Genomic DNA, 22,235 nt, shown 5'->3' on the forward strand with positions numbered 1-22,235 from the left:
GGGTAAAAATTGACTTGGATCATAACGCGCGGAAGTAAAACGGCTTAAAACCGCAAATTTAGTAGGGTTTATTGAGTTATATTATTGATTTTAATGTAAAAAATATTTTTTAATGTTTACAAAAAATTTTGAAGTTAACGGCGTTTTGGACTGGGAAGGGTTAAATTTTTGTACTTATTGTCGCTTTTTGATGAATAAGCATTAATTGATGGTTAATTAATATTTCACGCTGACGTAACAATTGGCGATTTAATTATCCTGTTGGCTGATAAGTGCGCTTTTGATAAAAACATTCAACGTCAGGGTTTGCCTGTTTTTTGATCGGCAATCGGGTCAAGGCTGCTTCTTTGGGAGTAACGCCGGTAAGGTTCTACCGGCGTATCAATCAGGCTTATGCCTGCGCCCAGTGACGGCGTTTGGCAGTTTGCAGCTTTTCGTAAGCCGCCAACAGCGCTTGGTGGGCCGGCAGGGCTTTCAATTCACTGTCGATGGCAAACAGGCCGTTGAAGCGCTCTTCGCCGCTCATGGCCGCAGAGGCAGCGTCAACTGCATCCTGACCATACATCTTCACGAAGGCCGTGTGATATTGGGCAGGATCGCGTTCTGGCTCCAACGCCAACAGCAGCAGTGTCTGCAGGCAACGATAGTAGTTACTGCGCTCTGGGGTAAACAGCGAGGCGTTGAACTCCTGCGTCCACTCGGCCCAGATCAGTGCCTGCTCGAGATCGCCACCGGCCAATGCCAGCATGGATTTCAGTTCGCCAACGCGCAGGGTGTACCAGGCGTTGTCTTTACCAGAGGCAATGCCCAGCAATTCACGTACGCGGGTGAAATCGTCCAACCCTTCATCATCCAACTGCTGGATCAGAGCCAGGTACTCTTCCGGCTCCCACTCGCTGCCCGGCAGTTGCAGCAGGGTTTCACGCAGGTGCGCGCCCATGCTGTTGTTTGCCAGCAGCAGATCCTCTGCCGGATAGATGTCGGACATCCCCGGTACGATGATACGGCAGGCGTACACGTCCAGGTGCTCGTAATCGGCGATGTACACTTCGGCATCTTCTTTATTAAAGATGCTCATCAGGGTGGCGAACTCTTCCTGCGTGCTGCCGCTGAAACTCCAGTCGACAAACGGATAGTCGGCATCCTGTTTGAACAGATCCCAGGAGATCAAACCGCTGGAATCGATGAAGTGAGTTTCCAGGTTGGCATGCTCGGCCACTTCTTCGTCGTCGAAGGTTGGGGCGGTAAACACATCCAGATCTTTCAAGCCGCGGCCTTGCAGCAGCTCGGTAACCGTACGCTCCAGCGCGACCCCGAAATCAGGGTGAGCCCCAAAGGAGGCAAAGCAGGTGCCGTTGGCAGGGTTGAACAACACCACGCAGATCACCGGGTAGTTGCCGCCTAACGAAGCATCATAAGAGAGGATCGGGAAACCTTCGGCTTCCAGCTTGGCGATCGCCTCAACCACGTCAGGATAGCGGTTCAGCACTTCGCTCGGGATTTCCGGCAGGCTGATGGACTCGGCGATGATGCGGTTTTTCACATAGCGCTCGAACACCTCGGAGAGGCCCTGAACCCGCGCTTCGTTGGCGGTATTGCCAGCGGACATGCCGTTGGACACGTACAGGTTGCCGATGATGTTCATCGGAATATAAACGGTCTGCTGATCTGACTGGCGGGTGAATGGCAGGGCGCAGATGCCACGATCGCTATTGCCAGACTGCAGATCGATCAGATCGCTGGCAGTCAGTTCCTGCTCCGGATCGTAGAAAGCGTGCGTGCGCTCATCCAGGATGCCTTGTGGCAGTGAGTTGTCAGCCGGGATCGGGAACCATTTCTCATTGGGATAGTGAACGAAATCGCCTTCGGCAATCTGTTGGCCCAAATAGAAATCGGCGAAGAAATAGTTGGTCGACAGGCGCTCGAAATACTCGCCCAGCGCGGAAGCCAGCGCGGCCTTTTTGCTGGCACCTTTACCGTTGGTGAAGCACAGCGGGCAATCGCGATCGCGGATATGCACTGACCAGACGTGTGGCACCGGATTCAGCCAGGAGGCTTCTTCGATATTGAAACCCAGATCGGTTAATTTCTGCTGAAAACGGGCGATGGAGTCTTCCAGCGCAGCGTCTTTGCCAGGAATAAAAGTTTGCGTCATTGTCTTCACTTATGTGGCGTACTAAAAACGCGCAATGATACGGGGTTTTGTTCTCAAGCTCCACGTATTCCTAAAGCCGATCAGAAGTCACAGTTTTTCTAGGGATAAAGACGATAATTCAGCGGGTTAACAATAATGGAGAAACGTAATGAAATCAGTGAAACTCAGCGTGTTGGCACTACTGTTGGCCGGGGCATGCGGCTCGGCACTGGCGTTACCTAACATCACCTTGCTGGCCACCGGCGGGACTATCGCTGGTGGCGGCGACTCGGCCACCAAGTCTAACTACACCGCAGGTAAACTGGGTGTAGAGGCGTTGGTGGATGCGGTGCCGGAGTTGAAAAAGGTTGCCAACGTGCAGGGCGAGCAGGTGGTCAACATCGGTTCGCAGGATATGAATGACGAAGTTTGGCTCAAGCTGGTCAAGAAAATCAATGCGGACTGTGCCAAAACCGATGGCTTCGTGATCACCCACGGTACCGACACGCTGGAGGAGACCGCTTATTTCCTGGATCTCACCGTCAAGTGCGATAAGCCGGTCGTGATCGTGGGGGCGATGCGCCCGGCAACGGCCATGAGTGCCGATGGTCCATTTAACTTGTATAACGCAGTTGTCACAGCCGCTGACCCTCAATCGGCCAAGCGTGGCGTGCTGGTGGTGATGAATGATACGGTGCTCGATGGCCGCGACGTGACCAAAACCAATACCACCGGCGTACAGACTTTCCAGTCACCTAATTTTGGCCCGTTGGGATACATCCACAACGGCAAAATCGACTACCAACGTTCGCCACAGCGCAAGCACACCAGCGAAACGCCGTTTAACGTCGACCAGATGAGTACGCTGCCGACGGTTGGTATTATCTATAACTATGCTAACGCGTCCGACGCGCCAGCCAAGGCGCTGATCGCCGAAGGTTATCAAGGGATCGTCAGCGCCGGGGTGGGTAATGGCAACCTGTATAAAACCGTGTTTGATACGCTGGCCACGGCGGCCCATAACGGCGTAGCGGTAGTGCGTTCCTCCCGTGTGCCTACCGGCTCCACTACTGAAGATGCGGAAGTGGATGATACTAAACTCGGTTTTGTGGCAGCCGGAACGCTGAATCCGCAAAAAGCGAGAATTCTGCTGCAACTGGCATTAACTCAAACCAAAGACGCCAAACAGATCCAGGCGATGTTTAATCAGTATTGATCCCTGACTCAAGTGGGGGCGTAATGCCCCCATTTTCCCCGCTCCGACTATGCTGTAGGAAATCTCTTTTCGCAGGAACGATTTCATGCAGGCATTTGATATCCAAAGAATGGCATTTGACGAGACCACGCCAGAGTTCCTGGCCGAGGTGGCGCTACGCTGCCTGTTCACTTTTCTGCTGGTGTTTATCTTCTTAAAAATGACCGGGCGCCGTGGCGTACGCCAAATGTCGCTGTTTGAAGTGCTGATCATCCTGACTCTGGGGTCCGCCGCGGGTGACGTCGCGTTTTATCACGATGTTCCTTTGCTACCGGTGCTGATGGTTTTCGTTTGTATGATGGTGATGTACCGCTTTTCCACCTGGTTGATGGATCGCTTTCAAAAACTCCAGACCTGGATGGAGGGCGAGCCGCTGATTCTGGTCAGTGAGGGGCTGTTCGATTGGGATATCCTGTGCCGGGAAAATATCACCCATGATGAGTTCTTTATGGAACTCCGTCAGGCCGGTGTTGAGCACCTTGGGCAGGTGAGATTGGCCATCCTGGAGGTGAACGGCACCATATCGGTGTATTTCTACCCGGATGAGCAGGTACGGCCAGGATTACCAGTGTTACCGGCACAATGCGTTAAAAGCGTGGTTGAGATTGATGTGGAGGGTGACTATGCCTGCGGGATGTGTAGCCTGATCTCCACCTTGACGCCATCACCCGAACACGACTGCCCACGCTGTGGTAACCGTAAATGGATCGCAGCCTTGTCCCATAGCCGGGTAAGCTGAATACAGCACAAAAAACCGCGTTAACCCGCTGAATACGCCAGTGTCACAGCGTTTTATGGCATAAATAAACCCTGAGGCCGCAGAGCCTGTTATTTGCGGCCTCGCCAGTTTCTCACCCTTGGAACAATAAGCATTGCAGCCGGGTTACGTGAGTGATAAAACCGATAGAGTTGGTTAACATCAGCGTTAACTTCGGGCATATGTCGAAAGCCGATTTTTACGGCGCACAGTGAATGTGGTGAGGGGAAATGACTCAGGTTTATAATTTTAGCTCAGGCCCGGCGATGCTGCCGGTTGAAGTGTTGCGTCGTGCGGAACAAGAGCTGTGCAACTGGCACGGTCTTGGCACGTCGGTGATGGAAATCAGCCATCGCAGTAAAGAATTTATCGCCGTCGCCGAACAGGCCGAACAGGATCTGCGCGATCTGCTGAAAGTCCCCGCCAACTATAAAGTGCTGTTCTGCCACGGCGGTGCCCGTGCCCAATTTGCCGCGTTGCCACTGAACCTGTTGGGTGATAACACCACCGCCGACTATATCGATGGTGGCTACTGGGCGCACAGCGCGATCACCGAAGCGGAAAAATACTGCCAACCCAACGTGATCGACGTCAAAACCACCGTTGACGGCTTAAGCGGCATCAAGCCGATGAAAGAGTGGCAACTGAGCGATAACGCGGCATACGTCCACTATTGTCCGAACGAAACCATTGACGGTGTGGCCATTGATGAAACGCCAGACTTTGGCGATAAAGTGGTGATTGGCGATTACTCTTCGACCATCCTTTCCCGTCCGTTGGACGTCAGCCGTTTCGGCGTTATCTATGCGGGCGCACAGAAAAACATTGGCCCCGCTGGCCTGACGCTGGTGATTGTGCGTGATGACCTGCTGGGTAAAGCACGCCGTGAAGTCCCGTCGATCCTGGATTACACCGTGTTGGCAGAAAACGACTCGATGTTCAACACGCCGCCAACCTTCGCCTGGTATCTGTCTGGCCTGGTATTCAAATGGCTGAAAGAGCAGGGCGGCCTGGTGGAAATGCAAAAGCGTAACCAGGCCAAGGCCGAGTTGCTGTATAGCACTATCGATCAGTCGGACTTCTACCGTAGCCGTGTGGCCGTTGCCAACCGCTCCTGGATGAACGTGCCGTTCCAGCTTGCCGATCCTGCGCTGGATAAAGTGTTCCTGAGCGAAGCAGAAGCCATTGGCCTGCAGGCGCTGAAGGGCCACCGCGTAGTAGGCGGCATGCGTGCTTCCATCTATAATGCGATGCCGCTGGCCGGCGTGAAGACCCTGACCGACTTTATGGTCGACTTTGAACGCCGCCATGGTTGATTGCCACAGCCCGCATTGAACGGGCGGTCGTACCGCTGTTGTCCTTTTGCATTAAAGCGGCTCCGGCATTATCCCGGGGCCGTTTCGTTTATCAGATTCTGGAGAGTTTTGTTCACATGGTGGATTCCCTGACGTTACAACCGGTTGCTTTGGTCGATGGCACCGTCAACTTACCCGGCTCCAAGAGCGTATCCAATCGGGCTTTGCTACTGGCTGCACTGGCGCGGGGAACGACCCGGCTGACCAACCTGCTGGACAGCGACGACGTGCGTCATATGTTGAATGCCTTGCAGGCGCTGGGAGTGAGTTACCAGCTCTCCGACGATCGCACCACCTGTTCCGTTGAGGGTAATGCTGGCCCGTTGGTTGCCGCGCAGCCGCTGGAGCTGTTCCTCGGTAATGCCGGTACGGCAATGCGTCCATTAGCGGCAGCACTGTGTCTGGGAGAGGGCGACGTGGTGTTGACCGGCGAACCGCGCATGAAAGAGCGCCCGATCGGCCATCTGGTGGATGCCTTACGCCAGGGCGGGGCGCAAATCGATTACCTTGAACAAACCGATTATCCACCTGTGCGCCTGCGTGGCGGTTTCCGCGGCGGCGACGTAAGCGTTGACGGCAGCGTATCCAGCCAGTTTCTGACCGCCTTGCTGATGATGGCACCGTTGGCGGCCCAAGACACCGCTATCCATATTTTGGGTGAGCTGGTTTCCAAACCTTATATCGATATTACCCTGCACCTGATGAGGACTTTCGGCGTGGAAGTCACGCACGACAACTATCGCGTGTTCCATATCCGTGGGCAGCAGACTTACCGTTCACCAGGCGACTATCTGGTAGAAGGCGATGCCTCTTCAGCATCCTATTTCCTGGCCGCTGCGGCGATTAAGGGCGGCACAGTGCGTGTTACCGGTATCGGTAAGAAAAGCGTGCAGGGCGATACCAAATTTGCCGACGTGCTGGAAAAAATGGGCGCGCGCATCACCTGGGGCGATGACTTTATCGAGTGCAGCCGCGGTGAGCTTAAAGGCATCGATATGGACATGAACCACATTCCAGATGCGGCGATGACCATTGCCACCACCGCGCTGTTCGCGGCCGGGCCGACCACCATCCGCAATATCTACAACTGGCGGGTAAAAGAAACCGACCGTCTGGCGGCGATGGCAACAGAACTACGCAAAGTTGGCGCCGAGGTGGATGAAGGTGAGGATTACATCCACGTCGTGCCGCCAAGCAAGCTGCAGTTTGCCGAGATCGGTACTTACAACGATCACCGTATGGCGATGTGCTTCTCGCTGGTGGCGCTGTCCGATACGCCGGTGACCATTCTTGATCCGAAGTGTACCGCCAAGACCTTCCCGGACTATTTTGAGCAGTTGGCGCGTATCAGCCAGTTGGCCTAATCTTCTCTATATCCGTTATCAATGGGCCTCGTTTGAGGCCTTTTTTGCGATTAGTGCCCATCTTTTCGGCAATCAGACAGTTCGCGGTAACAGTAAACTCCACAGGCGCGTATAATACGCCCCCGAATCTGCTCCTACTTGGGCAGACAGCAGGGCGTGTTCCTGTGAGGTTCCTACCTGAAGGAGAGTGAAATGACGGCTACAGTTCCGGTGATAACCGTTGATGGACCAAGTGGTGCAGGCAAAGGCACGCTGTGCAAGGCGCTGGCAGAATCCCTTGGTTGGCGTTTGCTGGATTCCGGCGCGATTTATCGCGTACTGGCCCTGGCAGCGTTGCACCATCAGGTGGATATCACCTCTGAAGAGGCGTTAGTCCCCTTGGCCGCCCATCTCGACGTCCGCTTTGTTGCTCAGGACGGCAAGCTGCAGGTTATTTTGGAAGGTGAGGACGTCAGTAATGAGATCCGCACCGAAACCGTTGGCAATACGGCTTCGCAAACGGCCGCATTCCCACGAGTTCGTGAGGCGCTGCTGCGCCGCCAACGCGCTTTTCGCGAGGCACCGGGCCTGATCGCCGATGGCCGTGACATGGGCACGGTGGTGTTCCCGGATGCGCCGGTTAAAATTTTCCTTGACGCCAGTTCCGAAGAGCGTGCGCATCGTCGCATGCTACAGTTGCAGGAAAAGGGCTTTAATGTTAACTTTGAACGTCTTTTAGCCGAGATAAAGGAACGGGATGACCGTGACCGTAATCGGGCTATTGCGCCACTGGTACCGGCTCTCGATGCCCTCGTGTTGGATTCTACCAGCATGTCGATCGAGGAAGTGATCCAGCGGGCGTTGGCATATGCACATGAAGTTTTGGCGTTGCCGCAGCAATAAGCGCGGCGGCGTTTTTAGCTTTTTGTCATATTTGTCATCGTACTGCATAGCAGTAACTGAATATATCGGGTAAAATTTTACCCCTGTAACCTAAACCTTGTCGGCAGGAAGCCAATGGCAAGGTATGTGAAACAACCCCATTCGGCGGGACGCTAAATGGACGTTAAACTATAGAACCCTGAAGATTAAACATGACTGAATCTTTCGCTCAACTCTTTGAAGAATCCCTGAAAACAATCGAAACCCGTCCGGGTTCCATCGTTCGTGGTGTTGTTGTTGCTATCGATAAAGATGTCGTACTGGTTGACGCCGGTCTGAAATCTGAATCTGCCATCCCGGCTGAGCAATTCAAAAACGCCCAGGGCGAGCTGGAAATCCAGGTTGGTGACGAAGTTGACGTTGCGCTGGACGCTGTTGAAGATGGCTTCGGTGAAACTCTGCTGTCCCGTGAGAAAGCTAAGCGTCACGAAGCTTGGATCACGCTGGAAAAAGCTTACGAAGAAGCTGAAACTGTCGTCGGTGTTATCAACGGCAAAGTTAAGGGTGGCTTCACTGTAGAGCTGAACGGTATTCGTGCGTTCCTGCCAGGTTCCCTGGTTGACGTGCGTCCAGTTCGCGACACTCTGCACCTGGAAGGCAAAGAGCTTGAGTTCAAAGTCATCAAGCTGGATCAGAAGCGCAACAACGTTGTTGTTTCTCGTCGTGCAGTAATCGAATCCGAAAACAGCGCAGAGCGCGATCAACTGCTGGAAAACCTGCAGGAAGGCATGGAAGTTAAAGGTATCGTTAAGAACCTCACTGACTACGGTGCATTCGTGGATCTGGGCGGCGTTGACGGCCTGCTGCACATCACTGACATGGCTTGGAAACGCGTTAAGCACCCAAGCGAAATTGTCAACGTGGGCGACGAAATCACTGTCAAGGTGCTGAAGTTCGACCGCGAGCGTACTCGTGTATCTCTGGGCCTGAAGCAACTGGGCGAAGATCCATGGGTTGCTATCGCTAAACGTTACCCAGAAGGCACCAAGCTGACTGGTCGTGTTACCAACCTGACTGATTACGGCTGCTTCGTGGAAATCGAAGAAGGCGTTGAAGGTCTGGTACACGTTTCTGAAATGGATTGGACCAACAAAAACATCCATCCGTCCAAAGTTGTTAACGTGGGCGATGTAGTGGAAGTGATGGTTCTGGACATCGATGAAGAACGTCGTCGTATCTCCCTGGGCCTGAAGCAGTGCAAAAACAACCCATGGCAGCAGTTCGCAGAAACCCACAACAAGGGCGACCGCGTTGAAGGTAAAATCAAGTCTATCACTGACTTCGGTATCTTCATCGGCCTGGACGGCGGCATCGACGGCCTGGTTCACCTGTCTGACATCTCCTGGAACGTTGCAGGCGAAGAAGCAGTTCGTGAATACAAGAAAGGCGACGAAATCGCCGCTGTGGTTCTGCAAGTTGACGCAGAGCGCGAGCGTATCTCCCTGGGCGTGAAGCAACTGGCTGAAGATCCGTTCAATAACTACCTGTCTATGAACAAGAAAGGTACTATTGTTACTGGTAAAGTCACTGCAGTTGACGCCAAAGGTGCTACAGTTGAATTAGCAGGCGGCGTAGAAGGTTACCTGCGTGCTTCTGAAGCCTCTCGCGACCGTATTGAAGACGCAACTCTGGTTCTGAACGTTGGTGACGAAGTTGAAGCTAAATTCACTGGCGTTGACCGTAAGAACCGCGTTGTAAGCCTGTCTGTCCGTGCGAAGGACGAAGCTGACGAGAAAGATGCAATCGCTACGGTTAACAACACCAAGCCGGAAGAAAGCAACTTCTCTAACGCTATGGCTGAAGCCTTCAAAGCGGCTAAAGGCGAGTAATGACGGGGGGCGGTTTCTGACCGCCCCGATACGGTAGTTTAGCTGCAAAGCTTGGAGGAACTATGACCAAGTCTGAACTTATTGAAAGACTTGCTGGCCAGCAATCTCATATTCCGGCGAAGGCCGTTGAGGATGCAGTGAAAGAGATGCTCGAACACATGGCAGCTACGCTAGCCGAGGGTGAGCGCATCGAGATCCGCGGATTCGGCAGTTTTTCTCTTCACTACCGTGCTCCGCGCGTCGGCCGTAACCCTAAAACGGGTGATAAAGTTGAGTTGGACGGCAAGTACGTCCCTCACTTCAAGCCAGGTAAAGAGTTACGTGACCGTGCCAATATCTATGGCTAGTCGCTGACCACCCATAGTGTTGTTGCTTGTAAAGAATATAAAACGGTGCCTTAGGGTGCCGTTTTTTTTCGCCTGAAAAATCCTTCCATACCTGCCAAAATTTGCGCTCCGCTCCGCAACCTTTCCTGCAAATGCCAAATAGCCAACCGACTGTTTACGACCTCCTTTCCTGAGTAGCAACCTGCAACTGGCGGTTATTCGTCTGAGAAGTCACATTTGTTGCAGGATAAACTTGGCAAGGAGCGCGGAAATCAGGATCTCACTGGATAGGGCCGCCATCGCTTTGGTGATGGGGATGCTGCCGATACTGTTTTTGCCCCACTTACCATCGTGGCCTTTATTGATGGGGCTAGCCGTTGCGGCTTTGTGGCTCTGGCGATATAAGCCGAATCCATGGCGCCAGGCAATATGCTGCTGCCTGCTGGGCTTTATCTACGCCACCGGCAGTGCCAGCCTGTTGATGCAGCAAGTTGCAACGTTGACGACCAGCGGCGATAAAGACGTGATTGCTTCCGTGCGTAGCATTTGGCTGAACGGGGCTGAAACACCACAGGTGCAACTGCGTATTGAGCAGGTTGGCGGGCGATGGCTGGTTCCTGCATTGTCCTTTACGGCAAACTGGCGTGGCGAAAAGCCCTGTGCGGGGCAACGTTGGGCAATGAAGGTTCGCTTCCGTCCGGTACATAGCAGCCTGAATGAAGGGGGCTTTGACGGGCAGCGTTGGGCCATTGCTAATCGGCAACCGTTGCGTGGCTTTGTACGTTCTGCAACGGCACTGGATAAGGGCTGCAACTGGCGCCAACTGATCGTCAAACAGATGGATCAATCGTTCATTCCACTGACGCAACGCCCGGTGTTGCTGGCGCTGGCGTTTGGCGAACGCTCGCTGATGAGTAATGAACTGCGTGGGCAACTGATGAAAACCGGCGTGGCTCACCTGATGGCCATTTCTGGCCTGCATATTTCCCTGGCCGCTGCCTTTGCCTGGGGGCTGGCGCGTGGCGTGCAGTTTTTGTTGCCCGCGCGTTACATCGGCTACCGTTTGCCGCTGGTCGTCAGTTGGTTGATGGCGCTGTGCTATGTGTGGTTGGCAGGTGGGCAACCTCCGGCAATGAGGGCCTTTATTGCCTTGTCTCTGTGGCTTTGGCTGCGCCTCAAGGGCGTTTCCTGCACTTCCTGGCAAATCTGGCTGTGGTGTATCAGCCTGCTGTTGCTGTGCGATCCTATGTCGGTGCTTTCGGACAGCTTCTGGCTCTCCGCCCTGGCGGTTGCGGCCTTAATCTTTTGGTTCGAATGGGCACCGTTGCCCAGGCGCTTCAGCACTTCTTGGGGTTGGGCACCTCTGCGTTGGCTACACATGCAACTAGGTATGACGCTATTGCTGATGCCGTTACAATTTGGCCTGTTTCATGGCTTGAGCTGGACATCGTTACCCGCCAACCTTTGGGCGGTACCGATCGTTTCTCTGCTGTCGGTTCCGTTGATATTGTTGGCATTGATGCTGTTTTTTATTCCGCCGGTAAGCCACTGGTGTTGGCAATTGGCCGATCTTACCGTCAGTTGGGCCTTATGGCCGCTTCCCGGGCTCGAGCAAGGGTGGCTAGAGGTTGGGGCTGCCTTGCTGCAATTTAGCGCCCTTGGGTGGTTAGCCGTGGTTTGCTGGCGTTTTCGCTGGTGGTATCACTTTCCTGTTGGTTGTGCCGTTGTGGTGCTAGGTTGCCTATTCGGGCGGGAAAGATCGCCAGATTATCGCTGGCGGGTAGATATGCTCGACGTAGGGCACGGCCTGGCGGTGGTGATCGAGCGAGAAGGTAAGGCCGTCATCTTTGATACGGGCAACCGCTGGCAAGCCTCCAGCGCGGCAGAGCGCAACATTTTGCCATTCCTGCGTTGGCGGCAGATCTCGCTGGAGCAAATCGTGATCAGCCATAGCCATCTGGATCATATCGGCGGCTTGCCGGTACTCGAAGCGGCGTTTCCACAGGCCAGCGTGCGTACGCCGATCGTTAACGTTGGCCACCTGCCTTGCGTACAAGGGCAGCGATGGGTGTGGCGAGAGCTAAACTTTCAGGTGTTGTGGCCTCCTGCAAGGGTGGATTATGCCGCTAACGATGATTCCTGCGTAGTGCGTGTCGATGACGGCAAGTTCAGCCTGTTGCTGACGGGTGATATTGAACGCCGAGCTGAGCAGGCATTGCTGAAACAACGTGCGAATTTACCCAGCACTATCCTTCAGGTGCCACATCACGGCAGCAAGACATCTTCAACGCCGCCATTTTTGCGTGCCGTTGCCCCCGAGCTGGCGTTTGCCTCGGCATCCCGCTATAACGCCTGGCGGTTACCGGCAGCAAAAATAGTCAAACGCTATCGGGAAAATCACATTCCCTGGCGTGATACGGCCCGCTCAGGGCAGCTCAGCGTGTTTTTTTATCGTCATGATTGGCAAGTTAAAGGCTTTCGCGAACAACTAAATCCACGTTGGTATCATCAGTGGTTTGGCGTTGAGGGGGATAATGAGTAGAATGGGCCGCTATTTCTTCCGATGCTGGTATTTGCATGATGAATGATAAAGATCTGTCCACCTGGCAGACGTTCCGCCGCCTCTGGCCGATGATCACACCGTTTAAAACCGGGTTGGTGGTCGCCGCCATTGCGCTGGTTTTAAACGCCGCGGGGGATACGTTGATGCTGTCCCTGCTCAAACCGTTATTAGACGACTTTGGTAAAGCCGATAGCCGAGTCTTGCATTGGATGCCGTTGGTCGTGATTGGCCTGATGCTGATGCGTGGCATCACCAGCTATGTCTCCAGCTACTGTATTTCCTGGGTGTCTGGCATGGTGGTAATGCAGATGCGCCGCCGCCTGTTCGGCCATATGATGCGAATGCCGGTGGCCTTTTTTGACCAGCAATCAACAGGAACTCTGCTTTCACGTATTACCTACGACTCGGAACAGGTAGCTTCATCCTCTTCCAGCGCGTTGGTTACCGTGGTGCGTGAAGGGGCCTCGATCATCGGCCTGTTCATCATGATGTTTTATTACAGCTGGCAGCTCTCACTGATCCTGATCGTGCTGGCACCGATCGTTTCCTTCGCGATCCGCCTGGTCTCCAAACGTTTCCGCAATATCAGTAAAAATATGCAAAACACTATGGGGCAGGTGACGACCAGTGCAGAACAGATGCTGAAAGGGCATAAAGAAGTGCTGATCTTTGGTGGCCAACAGGTGGAAACCGAGCGCTTCAACACCGTCAGTAACCGCATGCGTCAGCAGGGGATGAAGCTGGTTTCGGCTTCTTCTATTGCCGATCCTATTATTCAGTTGATCGCCTCATTGGCATTGGCGTTTGTGCTGTTTGCAGCAAGCTTCCCTAGCGTGATGGATACGCTGACCGCCGGTACCATTACCGTGGTGTTCTCCGCCATGATTGCCTTGATGCGCCCACTGAAATCCTTGACCAACGTGAATGCCCAGTTCCAGCGCGGCATGGCGGCCTGCCAGACGTTGTTCTCGATCCTGGATTTGGAACAGGAAAAGGATACCGGTACTCGCCAGGTTGAACGTGCCAAAGGTGATATCGAATTCCGTAATGTGACCTTCGCCTATCCTGGGCGTGAGATCCCAGCGCTGCGTGATATCAATCTGAGCATTTCAGAAGGTAAAACGGTGGCGTTGGTTGGTCGTTCTGGTTCGGGTAAATCGACGATTGCCAACCTGCTGACGCGGTTCTACGACGTGCAGGAAGGGCAGATCCTGATGGATGGCCACGACCTGAGGGAATATACCCTGGCCTCGCTGCGCGATCAGGTTGCCCTGGTCTCACAGAACGTCCACCTGTTCAATGACACCATTGCCAACAACATTGCCTATGCTCGTGAAGAGCGCTACAGCCGTGAAGAGATTGAGAAAGCGGCGCGTATGGCCTATGCCACCGACTTCATTGATAAAATGGAGCAGGGTCTGGATACGGTGATCGGTGAGAACGGCGTGATGCTTTCCGGTGGTCAGCGTCAGCGTATTGCCATCGCTCGTGCCTTGCTGCGAGATTGCCCAATCCTGATCCTGGATGAAGCCACCTCCGCGCTGGATACCGAATCCGAGCGTGCGATCCAGGCGGCCTTGGACGAACTGCAGAAAAACCGTACCTCATTGGTGATTGCCCACCGTCTGTCGACTATCGAGAAAGCCGACGAGATCCTGGTGGTTGAAGATGGGCGTATCGTTGAACGTGGCCAGCATGCCGAGTTGATCGAGCAGAAAGGGGCTTACGCACAACTTCACCGCATGCAGTTTGGTCAGTAATGATAGAGCGCATCTGGTCAGGTAGTTCACTGGTTTACCTGCTGCTGTTGCCGCTCTCCTGGCTGTATGGCCTGGTGAGCGGCCTGATCCGCCTTAGCTACCGCTGTGGCTTGCGCAAGAGTTGGCGTGCGCCGGTGCCGGTGGTTATCGTGGGGAACCTTACTGCGGGTGGCAACGGTAAAACACCGATGGTGATCTGGTTGGTTGAACAGCTGCAACAGCGTGGCTACCGGGTCGGCGTGGTTTCCAGAGGTTACGGCGGCAAGTCGGCGGTCTATCCGCTGGTGCTGGATGCTCAGACTACCACCCGGCAGGCCGGTGATGAACCCGTGCTGATCTTTCAGCGCACCGGGGCACCGGTGGCTATTTCGCCAAAGCGCGCCGAAGCGGTGCAAGCCTTGTTGAACCAGGGCAAGCTTGATTTGATCATCACCGACGATGGCCTCCAGCACTATGCTTTACAGCGTGATTTTGAGCTGGTGGTGATCGATGGCGTTCGTCGCTTCGGCAACGGCTGGTGGCTACCCGCTGGCCCAATGCGTGAGCGTGTATCCCGCTTAAAGACGGTGGATGCCTGTGTGGCAAATGGCGGTGTTGCCCAGCCGGGGGAAATCGCCATGAAGCTCCAGGCGCAGGATGCGGTAAATATCGCCAGCGGTGAACGCCGCCCGGCGATCGAATTGCCCCACGTGGTGGCGATGGCAGGGATCGGTCATCCTCCAAGATTTTTCGCCACGTTAGAAAAGTTGGGAGTTGAAGTCGAGCGCGAGGTTGCTTTTGCCGATCACCAGGAATACAACCACGGGCAGTTAGCCGCATTGGCGAGCCAAGGCCAAACGCTGCTGATGACCGAGAAGGATGCGGTGAAATGCCGTGCCTTTGCCCAGCCTGACTGGTGGTATTTACCGGTTGAAGCGGTACTTCCCACCGAGCAGGCCGAGCGACTGTTGCAAGGGATCCAGAAGTTAATCAAATAATCTAAGCTTCCAAAGCGTGCAAGCCCAAGGCTTGCGCGCAAGCTTGCAGTGAGCGCTGCTGTGTTTGCTGGTAAAGCGCCAACTCATCGATCACGCCTGCCCCTAATGCCTGTTCAAACGCCGCACGGCTTGATGACGCCGCGTATTGCGCATGGCGGCTCCCCCCCAGATTAGACTGAAAAATTCCGGCGGCGCTGACCGGCAGGAAATCCTCATACACCAACGGCTGGAAGCGGATGTAGTCCAGTGCGATGAGCTGTTCAAGCGTGCTGTGCTGCTCAACGGTCTCTTTAGCCGCCAGCCCGCATTCGGTAGGGAAATAGCGGAACCAGGCTAATTGCTGCACGCGCAGTGTATTGTAATCATCCGGGAAGGCTTGGAAATGCTCAGCCAGCAGTTGGTAATAGCGTGGAGCATTATCTTCCGTAGCCGGAACCTGTAATGCATCCTGGGCGGCCTGCAGCAGGCGATCGTAAAGCGCTCGCCCTTTGGCGGTCAGGGCTACGCCCCGTTGCTCAATTTCGCCGAAACGCGCGGTATGATGGCCCACAACCTGATGACCGTCGGGTTCGATAAACAGGACTTGTTCCTCTAACGCTTTGAAACTGGTCTGGCGTAGCAGAATAGGGCAGTTGCGTGTAGGTGGGCCTTCGATCACCGCTTTAGGCGGGATCCCGCGTTCTGGCATTGCCGCCTGTACTCGATCGATATCCAGCGTTCTTGGTGTCAGATGGTTGATATGCGGCCCTTTGAAGGCGACGATATCGGCGATCAGGCGATGTTGATTGTGCAACTGTTGATACTCGCTGGCGCTGACGGTGGCCAAACGGTGCCAACGGAAGGTTTCGAGCGCCTGGGCAACGAATTCTTGCGCCTGTTCAGCATCCAGCCCGCCCTGAACTTCATGTAACGCTATCAGCTCCAAAGCCCGCTCGGTAAAAATGCAGCGGCGATCCAGCAGCCGTTGTGCCAGCTCGCGTAGCGCCACATTCTCAATCAGTTCCAGCCGTAGCAACGAAGTAAAGATGCGAAACGGGCTGACTTGTAGATCGGCTTCATGTACGGCACGAAAGGCGGTGGAGTGGACAGGGACGCCAGCAGCGGTGAGATCGTAATAACCCACAGGAGACATGCCCATGACGGCAAACAGTCGTCGTAAAGTCTGCAATTCAGCTGCCGTGCCGACGCGGATAGCGCCATGGCGCTCCATCGATAATCGACCGATTTCACCGGTAATCTGCAACCCATGTGCCAAGGCTGAATCTTTACTCAGCACCTCCCGATTGGTTTCAGCGACCAGTTCGATCAAGTCACCGTACAGTGGCACCTCTTGTTGATACATGGCCGACATTGCCAGGGAAAATTTGGCGCGAATGTCATTCGGCGAGACGAAGTGCTGGTCGATCATACTGCTAGCTCCTTAGCTCAATAAAATCTGAAAAATGCGGTTTAGGCCGCCAATAGTGCTGGCCAGATGACACCTCACCGTGTTTTTGACTCAAGTCTAGTCAGTTGGTTCGTGATTTGTTATCGATTGGCTAACGATATTAGTGTTTTATGCGTTGGCTCTCATTTGCAGGTATCACCCCAAGTGGTGAGTGATGAGCGAAATGCTCTTTCGGTGAGCTAAAAATAAGAGGGGTTTAAATTTTGAAAATCAGTGTGATAGGAATATTTTTGGCGGATATAGCTAAAAATTGTGATAAACCTCTTGTCTTGATGATGAGTTTATGAGTTAATGCATACCGGCCTGTGATGCAGCGCTATTTATGTACGAGTATAGATTAAGTAGTTCCTCCCAAGACGTTATCATCTGATTCCGCTTCAAAGACGAACCTTCTAAGTACCTCCCATAAGTAATGATTCTGAAAAACGGCCAAATTGCCATAGGGCAGGTTTTTGTAAATATTTAAAAGGTAATAGTAATGTCTAAGAAGACTGGTCAGGTTAAGTGGTTCAACGAAAGTAAAGGTTTTGGTTTCATTGAACAACAAGATGGCGGCAAAGATGTATTCGTACACTTCTCTGCAATCATGACCGAAGGTTTCAAGACTCTGGCAGAAGGCCAGCGTGTTGAGTATACCATTCAGGACAGCCCGCGCGGGCCGGCTGCCGCCAACGTTGTTGCTCTGTAAGTTTACAGGGAATAGCGTATAGAGAGCTTAATACAACCATAATGACGCGTTTATGCTGAGTTATGCGGAAGATATTAAGCTCAAACAGCCCGCCGTAGTGCGGGTTTTTTAATTTTTGCTCACGAGAGGTTTGTTACGAGAAACTTTAGGATGGGCTGGTAGCGTCCACACAATAACAAAAATAACGTTGTGAAGGATGCTCAAGTGAAAGGATATAAAATATGTTTAAGAATACAATGCTAAAAATGGGCCAAGTGAAATGGTTTGATCAGGCTCAAGGCTATGGTGTTATTTCACCGGTCGATGGTAGTGACGAAATTTATGTTAGCCGCCGTGCTATCGCCAATACCAAGAACAAGTCATTAAACGAAGGTCAGAACGTCGAGTTCTCGATTTATCGTAGCTCTCACGGGCTGTCAGCGGCAGACGTTATCGCGTTCTGACCCAAACTTTCCTCGCCAGTGCCGGTGCCGCCACCCCATGCACTGGCGAAGAAAATTTCTCCAGGATCCTCTATCATCAGGCCATTGCTCAATGACCCTTGGATATCAGGATGCCAATCCCCGTTATTTCGCTTTCCTCTGCCCGCGCGCTTCATCTTGCCGCTCAAGGGCTGCTATCCCCGATCAAACGCCAGGCTTGCCCCGATGATGTGATTACCGCCATCGATCGTATGGGGTTGCTGCAAATTGACACCATCAGCGTGGTGGCCCGCAGCCCCTACCTGGTGCTGTTCAGTCGCTTGGGCGATTATCGGTCAGAGTGGCTGGAACAGGCCTTGGCTAGCCGCAAACTGTTTGAGTACTGGGCGCACGAAGCCTGTTTTCTCCCTATCGATGACTTTGGTCTGTTACGCCACCGCATGCTGCAACCGCAGGGAATGGGGTGGAAATACTCTCAGGAATGGGTGCAACAGCACCAACAGGCTATCGATGAACTGCTACAGCATATCGCGGTAAATGGGCCGGTGCGTTCGGCCGATTTTAGCGCCGAAAAGAAAGGCGCTAACGGCTGGTGGGATTGGAAGCCGGAAAAGCGTCATCTGGAAATTCTGTTTACCTCTGGCAAGTTGATGGTGGCTGAACGCCGTAATTTTCACCGTGTCTACGATCTCACCGAACGTTTATTGCCGCAGTGGGATGATGATGTGCATGCCTTACCTCAGGCGACGGCGCAGCAACAGATGCTCACCCGCAGTTGCCGCTATCTCGGCGTGTTTAAAGCCGAATGGCTGGCGGATTATTACCGCTTGAAACGCGTCGCCCCCAGACCGTTGTTGGCAACGCTATTACAGCAGGGAGAGATCTCCCAGATCGCTATCGACGGGCTGGAAGGGGAATTTTATGTCCATCAGTCGCTGGCAGCCGAGTTGGCGCTGGCGGTACAAGGGAAGTTGAAATCTACGGTAACTTGCCTGCTGTCTCCTTTTGATCCGGTAGTGTGGGATCGGCGGCGCGCGCTGGAACTGTTCAACTTTGACTATCGGTTGGAATGCTACACGCCAAAAGAAAAACGCCAGTACGGCTATTTCACTTTGCCGTTGTTGCAACGGGGTGAACTGATTGGCCGGGTGGATGCGAAAATGCACCGCAAACAGGGCGTGTTTGAAGCGATCAGTTTCCATCTTGAATCTGGGGTCAAGCTGGGTAAGCAGCGTTGTCAGGATATTCGTCAGGCAATCACCCGTACGGCGAAATGGCACGGGGCGCAGCAGATTTCGCTGGGCGATGTTCCGGCGCTGTTGGCCGCAGAGTGGGGGCAGGGCTGGGAAGTAGAATAACTAACGCCCCTCGCCCTAAGCTTTGTTAGTTGCTGTAGTTGGCAAACAGCGCGATGATTTTATGAAGACGTTTGATCATTTGCAGGCTCTCATTTTTTTGTGATGTAAGTCACAAAAAATTCTACGCCTGCCAATGAAGTGATTCAACCCCCGCAGAAAAATTTCCCGTTCGGCAACCGTCTGAGCAAATCAGGCGGTGATTAACCGGTCCTATGGCGTTATGCTATCCTCACGCACTTTCCCTGTTAGCATATCTTCCCCTGGAGGAAGCATGGATCACCGTTTACTCGAAATCATTGCCTGCCCGGTTTGCAACGGTAAGCTCTATTTCAACAAAGAACATCAGGAACTGGTCTGCAAACTGGACGGCCTGGCCTACCCATTACGTGATGGTATTCCGGTATTGCTGGAAAACGAAGCGCGCACCATCCCACTGGACGAGAAACACGCATGAGTTTTATCGCTATCATCCCGGCGCGTTATGCGTCCACCCGCTTGCCGGGTAAACCGTTGGCGGATATCCACGGTAAGCCGATGGTGGTGCATGTGATGGAACGAGCCCGTGAATCAGGGGCTTCCCGCGTGATTGTCGCCACCGATCACCCTGAGGTGGCCAAAGCGGTCGAGGCTGCCGGCGGTGAAGTTTGCATGACCAGCCCGGACCACCATTCCGGCACCGAACGCCTGGCGGAAGTGATCGAAAAATGTGGCTTTGCTGATGATGAAATCATTGTCAATGTGCAAGGCGATGAGCCGATGATCCCGCCGGTTATCGTGCGTCAGGTGGCAGAAAACCTGGCGGCCAGTAGCGCAGGGATGGCCACGCTGGCGGTACCGATCGAAACCGCAGAAGAAGCCTTCAACCCGAATGCGGTCAAGGTGGTGATGGATGCGCAAGGCTATGCGCTCTATTTCTCACGTGCCACCATCCCTTGGGATCGTGAGCGTTTTGCTCAATCAAAAGAGACTATTGGCAATAGCCTGCTGCGGCATATCGGGATTTATGCTTACCGCGCCGGTTTTGTCCGCCGCTACGTCAACTGGCAACCAAGCCAGCTGGAACAGATTGAACTGCTGGAGCAGTTGCGTGTGCTGTGGTACGGCGAAAAGATCCACGTCGCGGTGGCGCAGGCCATTCCGAGCGTCGGTGTCGATACCCCGGAAGACTTGCAACGAGTGCGGGACAGCATCAAGCGTTGAGTCGCCTATTGGCCGGAGACCCCGGCCATCTCAATTCCCTGATTTACCCTTTTTATTGATCTGCATTGAAGAATTTCTCCGCTCACCGTTCAATGATGACAGTTGCTTATCCTTAATGTGGAGGGGGTCGTTCCATGGAGCAGCTGCGTGCCGAATTGAGTATTGTGCTGGGAGAGTCCGTCGGTCGTCTGGAACGCGTCAGCGAACAGCCTTATGCCCATCTGTATTCACTGTACGATCGCCAGGATCATGCGATCCCGCTGATGGCGAAAAGCTTCGTCTGTGAGGGCATTGCCCAGCAGGAAGCTTACAAGTTATCCATGCTGGCGCGTGAAGGGGACATTCGTCTGCCAACGGTGTTTGGCGTGGTCTACACCCGGCAAGCGCCCTACAAAGAGATATTGCTGATCGAACGCCTGCGTGGCGTCTCGGTCGAGGCTCCAACCCGGACTTTGGCCCGTTGGGAGGACTTGATGGACCAGATTGTCGACGGCATGCTGGCCTGGCACCGTATCGATAGCCACGGCTGCGTGGGCACGGTTGACAGCACGCAGGAGAATGACTGGTGCAGTTGGTACCAGCAGCGTATTGAAGTACTTTGGTCAACTCTGGGTAATATGAACTCGCCGCTGTTAAGCATGGCAGACCGCCGCCTGCTGTACCGCACGCGCGAAATGCTGATCGACTTCTTTGCCGATTTTGATGACCCTTGCGTGCTGGTGCACGGTAATCTGGGGTTACGCAGCATGCTGAAAGATGCCAAAACCGACCAACTGCTGGCGATGCTCAACCCAGGCATGATGCTGTGGGCGCCACGGGAATATGAGCTGTTCAGGCTTTGCGAGGCGGGGATGCCGGATCAATTGCTGTTCCACTACCTACAGCGTGCGCCAGTGGCGGAGTCTTTCCTGTCTCGTCGTTGGCTTTATGTGGTGTGGGAGGCGGTAGCCAGGATGATCCATACCGGCAAGCTGGATCGCCCGGCGTTCGATCAGGCCGCACAACAGCTACGGCCCTGGCTGGCTCACTAATTGCTGCTGACTTCACCATCCCCTTTTAGCTGCTGCCACAGGCTGCCCAGCGTTTCATATGCCGCCCGTTCGCTGTGCCCAAGGAACATCGCGGAAGGCATCACCCGATCCCAGATATTCAGCGGTGAAGTAATGGCCAGTTGATTGGCCGGAGCCGGGATTGGGTGCAGGCCCTGAGCCTCAAAGAAACGCATGGCACGCGGCAAGTGATTGGCGGATGTCACCAGCGCAAACGGCTGTTTCCCTACCAATTTGGCGACCTCTGCGGCTTCCTGTTCGGTATCCCGCGGGCGGTCCACCAGCACGATGTCGTTGGCAGGTACGCCCAGGCTTTCCGCCACCAGTGCTGCGGTGGCCGCGCTGCTTTGCGTTTTCGCGCCTTTTCCACCGGTAAAGACCATCTTGCTACCCGGGTGCGACAGGTATAGCCTGACGCCTTCGGTCACCCGTGGCAGGCTGTTGTTGAGCAGGTTAGAGCTGGGGGCCCAGTCCGGGTTATAGGTATAACCGCCGCCAAGCACCACGATATAGTCAATCTGGCCGTTGCCTCTATAGGTCGGGTAACTGGATTCTAACGGCTTCAACAGGCGATCGGCGACCGGTTGCAGGCTGAGCAACAGCAACAGCAGCCAACTCAGGCTTAATATGACTTTGCCGCATTTCTGCCAACGGGTAAACCACAGCAGCAATAATGCCAGCCCCATTAACAACAGCAGGGCGGGTAGAGGCATCATCAGGCCGCCAATAAATTTTTTTAAGTGAAATAACATCAAAAATCAGGTCCTTTTGGGCGAAAAAACGACATCTGGCCGCATTCATGCTGCAAGAAGATTTATTCTAAGCCAGTC

General features: G+C 54.0%; 19 protein-coding genes. 16 read left to right on the top strand and 3 right to left on the bottom strand.

What is annotated here, in order from left to right; translation table 11 throughout:
• Positions 1 to 391: 391 nt before the first annotated feature.
• Complete coding sequence (gene ycaO, locus KGP26_RS10130; protein WP_071680745.1) at positions 392 to 2,155, bottom strand: 30S ribosomal protein S12 methylthiotransferase accessory factor YcaO; 1,764 nt, start codon at positions 2,153 to 2,155, stop codon at positions 392 to 394.
• Positions 2,156 to 2,303: 148 nt separating this feature from the next.
• Between ycaO and ansB the strand changes: the two genes are divergently transcribed.
• The 10 genes from ansB to lpxK all read left to right on the top strand — a co-directional run bounded on the left by ansB (position 2,304) and on the right by lpxK (position 15,241).
• Entirely contained in the window at positions 2,304 to 3,350 is a 1,047-nt protein-coding gene (ansB, locus tag KGP26_RS10135; protein ID WP_037375004.1) for an L-asparaginase 2, read from the top strand.
• 85 nt (positions 3,351 to 3,435) lie between these two features.
• Positions 3,436 to 4,128, top strand: coding sequence for a DUF421 domain-containing protein (locus tag KGP26_RS10140; protein WP_059200392.1), 693 nt, complete (start codon positions 3,436 to 3,438; stop codon positions 4,126 to 4,128).
• Positions 4,129 to 4,376: 248 nt separating this feature from the next.
• Entirely contained in the window at positions 4,377 to 5,462 is a 1,086-nt protein-coding gene (gene serC / locus KGP26_RS10145; protein ID WP_021804922.1) for a 3-phosphoserine/phosphohydroxythreonine transaminase, read from the top strand.
• 116 nt (positions 5,463 to 5,578) lie between these two features.
• Positions 5,579 to 6,865 (top strand): 3-phosphoshikimate 1-carboxyvinyltransferase, encoded by a 1,287-nt coding sequence (aroA, locus tag KGP26_RS10150; protein WP_021804921.1) that lies wholly within the window; start codon positions 5,579 to 5,581, stop codon positions 6,863 to 6,865.
• Between the two features lie 192 nt (positions 6,866 to 7,057).
• Entirely contained in the window at positions 7,058 to 7,747 is a 690-nt protein-coding gene (gene cmk, locus KGP26_RS10155) for a (d)CMP kinase (protein WP_021804920.1), read from the top strand.
• Positions 7,748 to 7,938: 191 nt separating this feature from the next.
• Positions 7,939 to 9,615, top strand: coding sequence for a 30S ribosomal protein S1 (gene rpsA, locus KGP26_RS10160; protein ID WP_021804919.1), 1,677 nt, complete (start codon positions 7,939 to 7,941; stop codon positions 9,613 to 9,615).
• 62 nt (positions 9,616 to 9,677) lie between these two features.
• Positions 9,678 to 9,962, top strand: coding sequence for an integration host factor subunit beta (gene ihfB, locus KGP26_RS10165; RefSeq protein WP_004928264.1), 285 nt, complete (start codon positions 9,678 to 9,680; stop codon positions 9,960 to 9,962).
• A 289-nt stretch (positions 9,963 to 10,251) separates the two neighbouring features.
• Positions 10,252 to 12,483, top strand: a complete 2,232-nt coding sequence (locus tag KGP26_RS10170) for a ComEC family protein (RefSeq protein ID WP_245399449.1) — start codon at positions 10,252 to 10,254, stop codon at positions 12,481 to 12,483.
• A 35-nt stretch (positions 12,484 to 12,518) separates the two neighbouring features.
• Positions 12,519 to 14,264 (top strand): lipid A ABC transporter ATP-binding protein/permease MsbA, encoded by a 1,746-nt coding sequence (gene msbA / locus KGP26_RS10175; RefSeq protein WP_021804917.1) that lies wholly within the window; start codon positions 12,519 to 12,521, stop codon positions 14,262 to 14,264.
• Entirely contained in the window at positions 14,264 to 15,241 is a 978-nt protein-coding gene (gene lpxK, locus KGP26_RS10180) for a tetraacyldisaccharide 4'-kinase (protein ID WP_021804916.1), read from the top strand. The genes msbA and lpxK overlap by 1 nt, the downstream gene beginning before the upstream one ends.
• Before the next feature lies 1 nt (position 15,242).
• Here the strand turns inward: lpxK and KGP26_RS10185 are convergent, their stop codons facing one another.
• Positions 15,243 to 16,649 (bottom strand): VOC family protein, encoded by a 1,407-nt coding sequence (locus tag KGP26_RS10185; RefSeq protein ID WP_209522288.1) that lies wholly within the window; start codon positions 16,647 to 16,649, stop codon positions 15,243 to 15,245.
• A gap of 517 nt (positions 16,650 to 17,166) precedes the next feature.
• Between KGP26_RS10185 and KGP26_RS10190 the strand changes: the two genes are divergently transcribed.
• The 6 genes from KGP26_RS10190 (at position 17,167) to KGP26_RS10215 (ending at position 21,387) form a co-directional block, all read left to right on the top strand.
• Positions 17,167 to 17,376, top strand: coding sequence for a cold shock domain-containing protein (locus KGP26_RS10190; protein ID WP_021804914.1), 210 nt, complete (start codon positions 17,167 to 17,169; stop codon positions 17,374 to 17,376).
• Between the two features lie 221 nt (positions 17,377 to 17,597).
• On the top strand, positions 17,598 to 17,819 hold the full coding sequence (locus KGP26_RS10195; protein WP_021804913.1) for a cold-shock protein: 222 nt from the start codon (positions 17,598 to 17,600) through the stop codon (positions 17,817 to 17,819).
• Positions 17,820 to 17,929: 110 nt separating this feature from the next.
• Positions 17,930 to 19,156, top strand: a complete 1,227-nt coding sequence (locus KGP26_RS10200) for a winged helix-turn-helix domain-containing protein (RefSeq protein ID WP_094982376.1) — start codon at positions 17,930 to 17,932, stop codon at positions 19,154 to 19,156.
• Between the two features lie 271 nt (positions 19,157 to 19,427).
• Entirely contained in the window at positions 19,428 to 19,610 is a 183-nt protein-coding gene (locus KGP26_RS10205; protein ID WP_021804911.1) for a Trm112 family protein, read from the top strand.
• A complete protein-coding gene (gene kdsB / locus KGP26_RS10210; RefSeq protein ID WP_021804910.1) occupies positions 19,607 to 20,356 on the top strand; it encodes a 3-deoxy-manno-octulosonate cytidylyltransferase in 750 nt (249 codons plus the stop codon). The genes KGP26_RS10205 and kdsB overlap by 4 nt, the downstream gene beginning before the upstream one ends.
• A gap of 134 nt (positions 20,357 to 20,490) precedes the next feature.
• Positions 20,491 to 21,387, top strand: a complete 897-nt coding sequence (locus tag KGP26_RS10215) for a YcbJ family phosphotransferase (RefSeq protein WP_223665365.1) — start codon at positions 20,491 to 20,493, stop codon at positions 21,385 to 21,387.
• Here the strand turns inward: KGP26_RS10215 and elyC are convergent.
• Entirely contained in the window at positions 21,384 to 22,157 is a 774-nt protein-coding gene (gene elyC / locus KGP26_RS10220; RefSeq protein WP_021804908.1) for an envelope biogenesis factor ElyC, read from the bottom strand. The two genes, KGP26_RS10215 and elyC, sit on opposite strands and share 4 nt — an antisense overlap.
• Positions 22,158 to 22,235 lie beyond the last annotated feature (78 nt).

It is taken from the genome of Serratia sp. JSRIV002, assembly GCF_019968725.1.
GTDB classification, from domain to species: domain Bacteria; phylum Pseudomonadota; class Gammaproteobacteria; order Enterobacterales; family Enterobacteriaceae; genus Chania; species Chania fonticola_B.

What these genes read in the sequence shown, in the direction of transcription:
- ansB (WP_037375004.1), top strand. Translation starts at nt 2,304, where the DNA reads ATGAAATCAGTGAAACTCAGCGTGTTGGCACTACTGTTGGCCGGGGCA.
- elyC (WP_021804908.1), bottom strand. Translation starts at nt 22,157, where the DNA reads ATGTTATTTCACTTAAAAAAATTTATTGGCGGCCTGATGATGCCTCTA.
- msbA (WP_021804917.1), top strand. Translation starts at nt 12,519, where the DNA reads ATGATGAATGATAAAGATCTGTCCACCTGGCAGACGTTCCGCCGCCTC.
- cmk (WP_021804920.1), top strand. Translation starts at nt 7,058, where the DNA reads ATGACGGCTACAGTTCCGGTGATAACCGTTGATGGACCAAGTGGTGCA.
- KGP26_RS10185 (WP_209522288.1), bottom strand. Translation starts at nt 16,649, where the DNA reads ATGATCGACCAGCACTTCGTCTCGCCGAATGACATTCGCGCCAAATTT.
- KGP26_RS10140 (WP_059200392.1), top strand. Translation starts at nt 3,436, where the DNA reads ATGCAGGCATTTGATATCCAAAGAATGGCATTTGACGAGACCACGCCA.
- serC (WP_021804922.1), top strand. Translation starts at nt 4,377, where the DNA reads ATGACTCAGGTTTATAATTTTAGCTCAGGCCCGGCGATGCTGCCGGTT.
- KGP26_RS10215 (WP_223665365.1), top strand. Translation starts at nt 20,491, where the DNA reads ATGGAGCAGCTGCGTGCCGAATTGAGTATTGTGCTGGGAGAGTCCGTC.
- KGP26_RS10195 (WP_021804913.1), top strand. Translation starts at nt 17,598, where the DNA reads ATGTTTAAGAATACAATGCTAAAAATGGGCCAAGTGAAATGGTTTGAT.
- ycaO (WP_071680745.1), bottom strand. Translation starts at nt 2,155, where the DNA reads ATGACGCAAACTTTTATTCCTGGCAAAGACGCTGCGCTGGAAGACTCC.
- lpxK (WP_021804916.1), top strand. Translation starts at nt 14,264, where the DNA reads ATGATAGAGCGCATCTGGTCAGGTAGTTCACTGGTTTACCTGCTGCTG.
- KGP26_RS10170 (WP_245399449.1), top strand. Translation starts at nt 10,252, where the DNA reads ATGGGGATGCTGCCGATACTGTTTTTGCCCCACTTACCATCGTGGCCT.
- kdsB (WP_021804910.1), top strand. Translation starts at nt 19,607, where the DNA reads ATGAGTTTTATCGCTATCATCCCGGCGCGTTATGCGTCCACCCGCTTG.
- KGP26_RS10190 (WP_021804914.1), top strand. Translation starts at nt 17,167, where the DNA reads ATGTCTAAGAAGACTGGTCAGGTTAAGTGGTTCAACGAAAGTAAAGGT.
- ihfB (WP_004928264.1), top strand. Translation starts at nt 9,678, where the DNA reads ATGACCAAGTCTGAACTTATTGAAAGACTTGCTGGCCAGCAATCTCAT.
- KGP26_RS10205 (WP_021804911.1), top strand. Translation starts at nt 19,428, where the DNA reads ATGGATCACCGTTTACTCGAAATCATTGCCTGCCCGGTTTGCAACGGT.
- aroA (WP_021804921.1), top strand. Translation starts at nt 5,579, where the DNA reads ATGGTGGATTCCCTGACGTTACAACCGGTTGCTTTGGTCGATGGCACC.
- rpsA (WP_021804919.1), top strand. Translation starts at nt 7,939, where the DNA reads ATGACTGAATCTTTCGCTCAACTCTTTGAAGAATCCCTGAAAACAATC.
- KGP26_RS10200 (WP_094982376.1), top strand. Translation starts at nt 17,930, where the DNA reads ATGCCAATCCCCGTTATTTCGCTTTCCTCTGCCCGCGCGCTTCATCTT.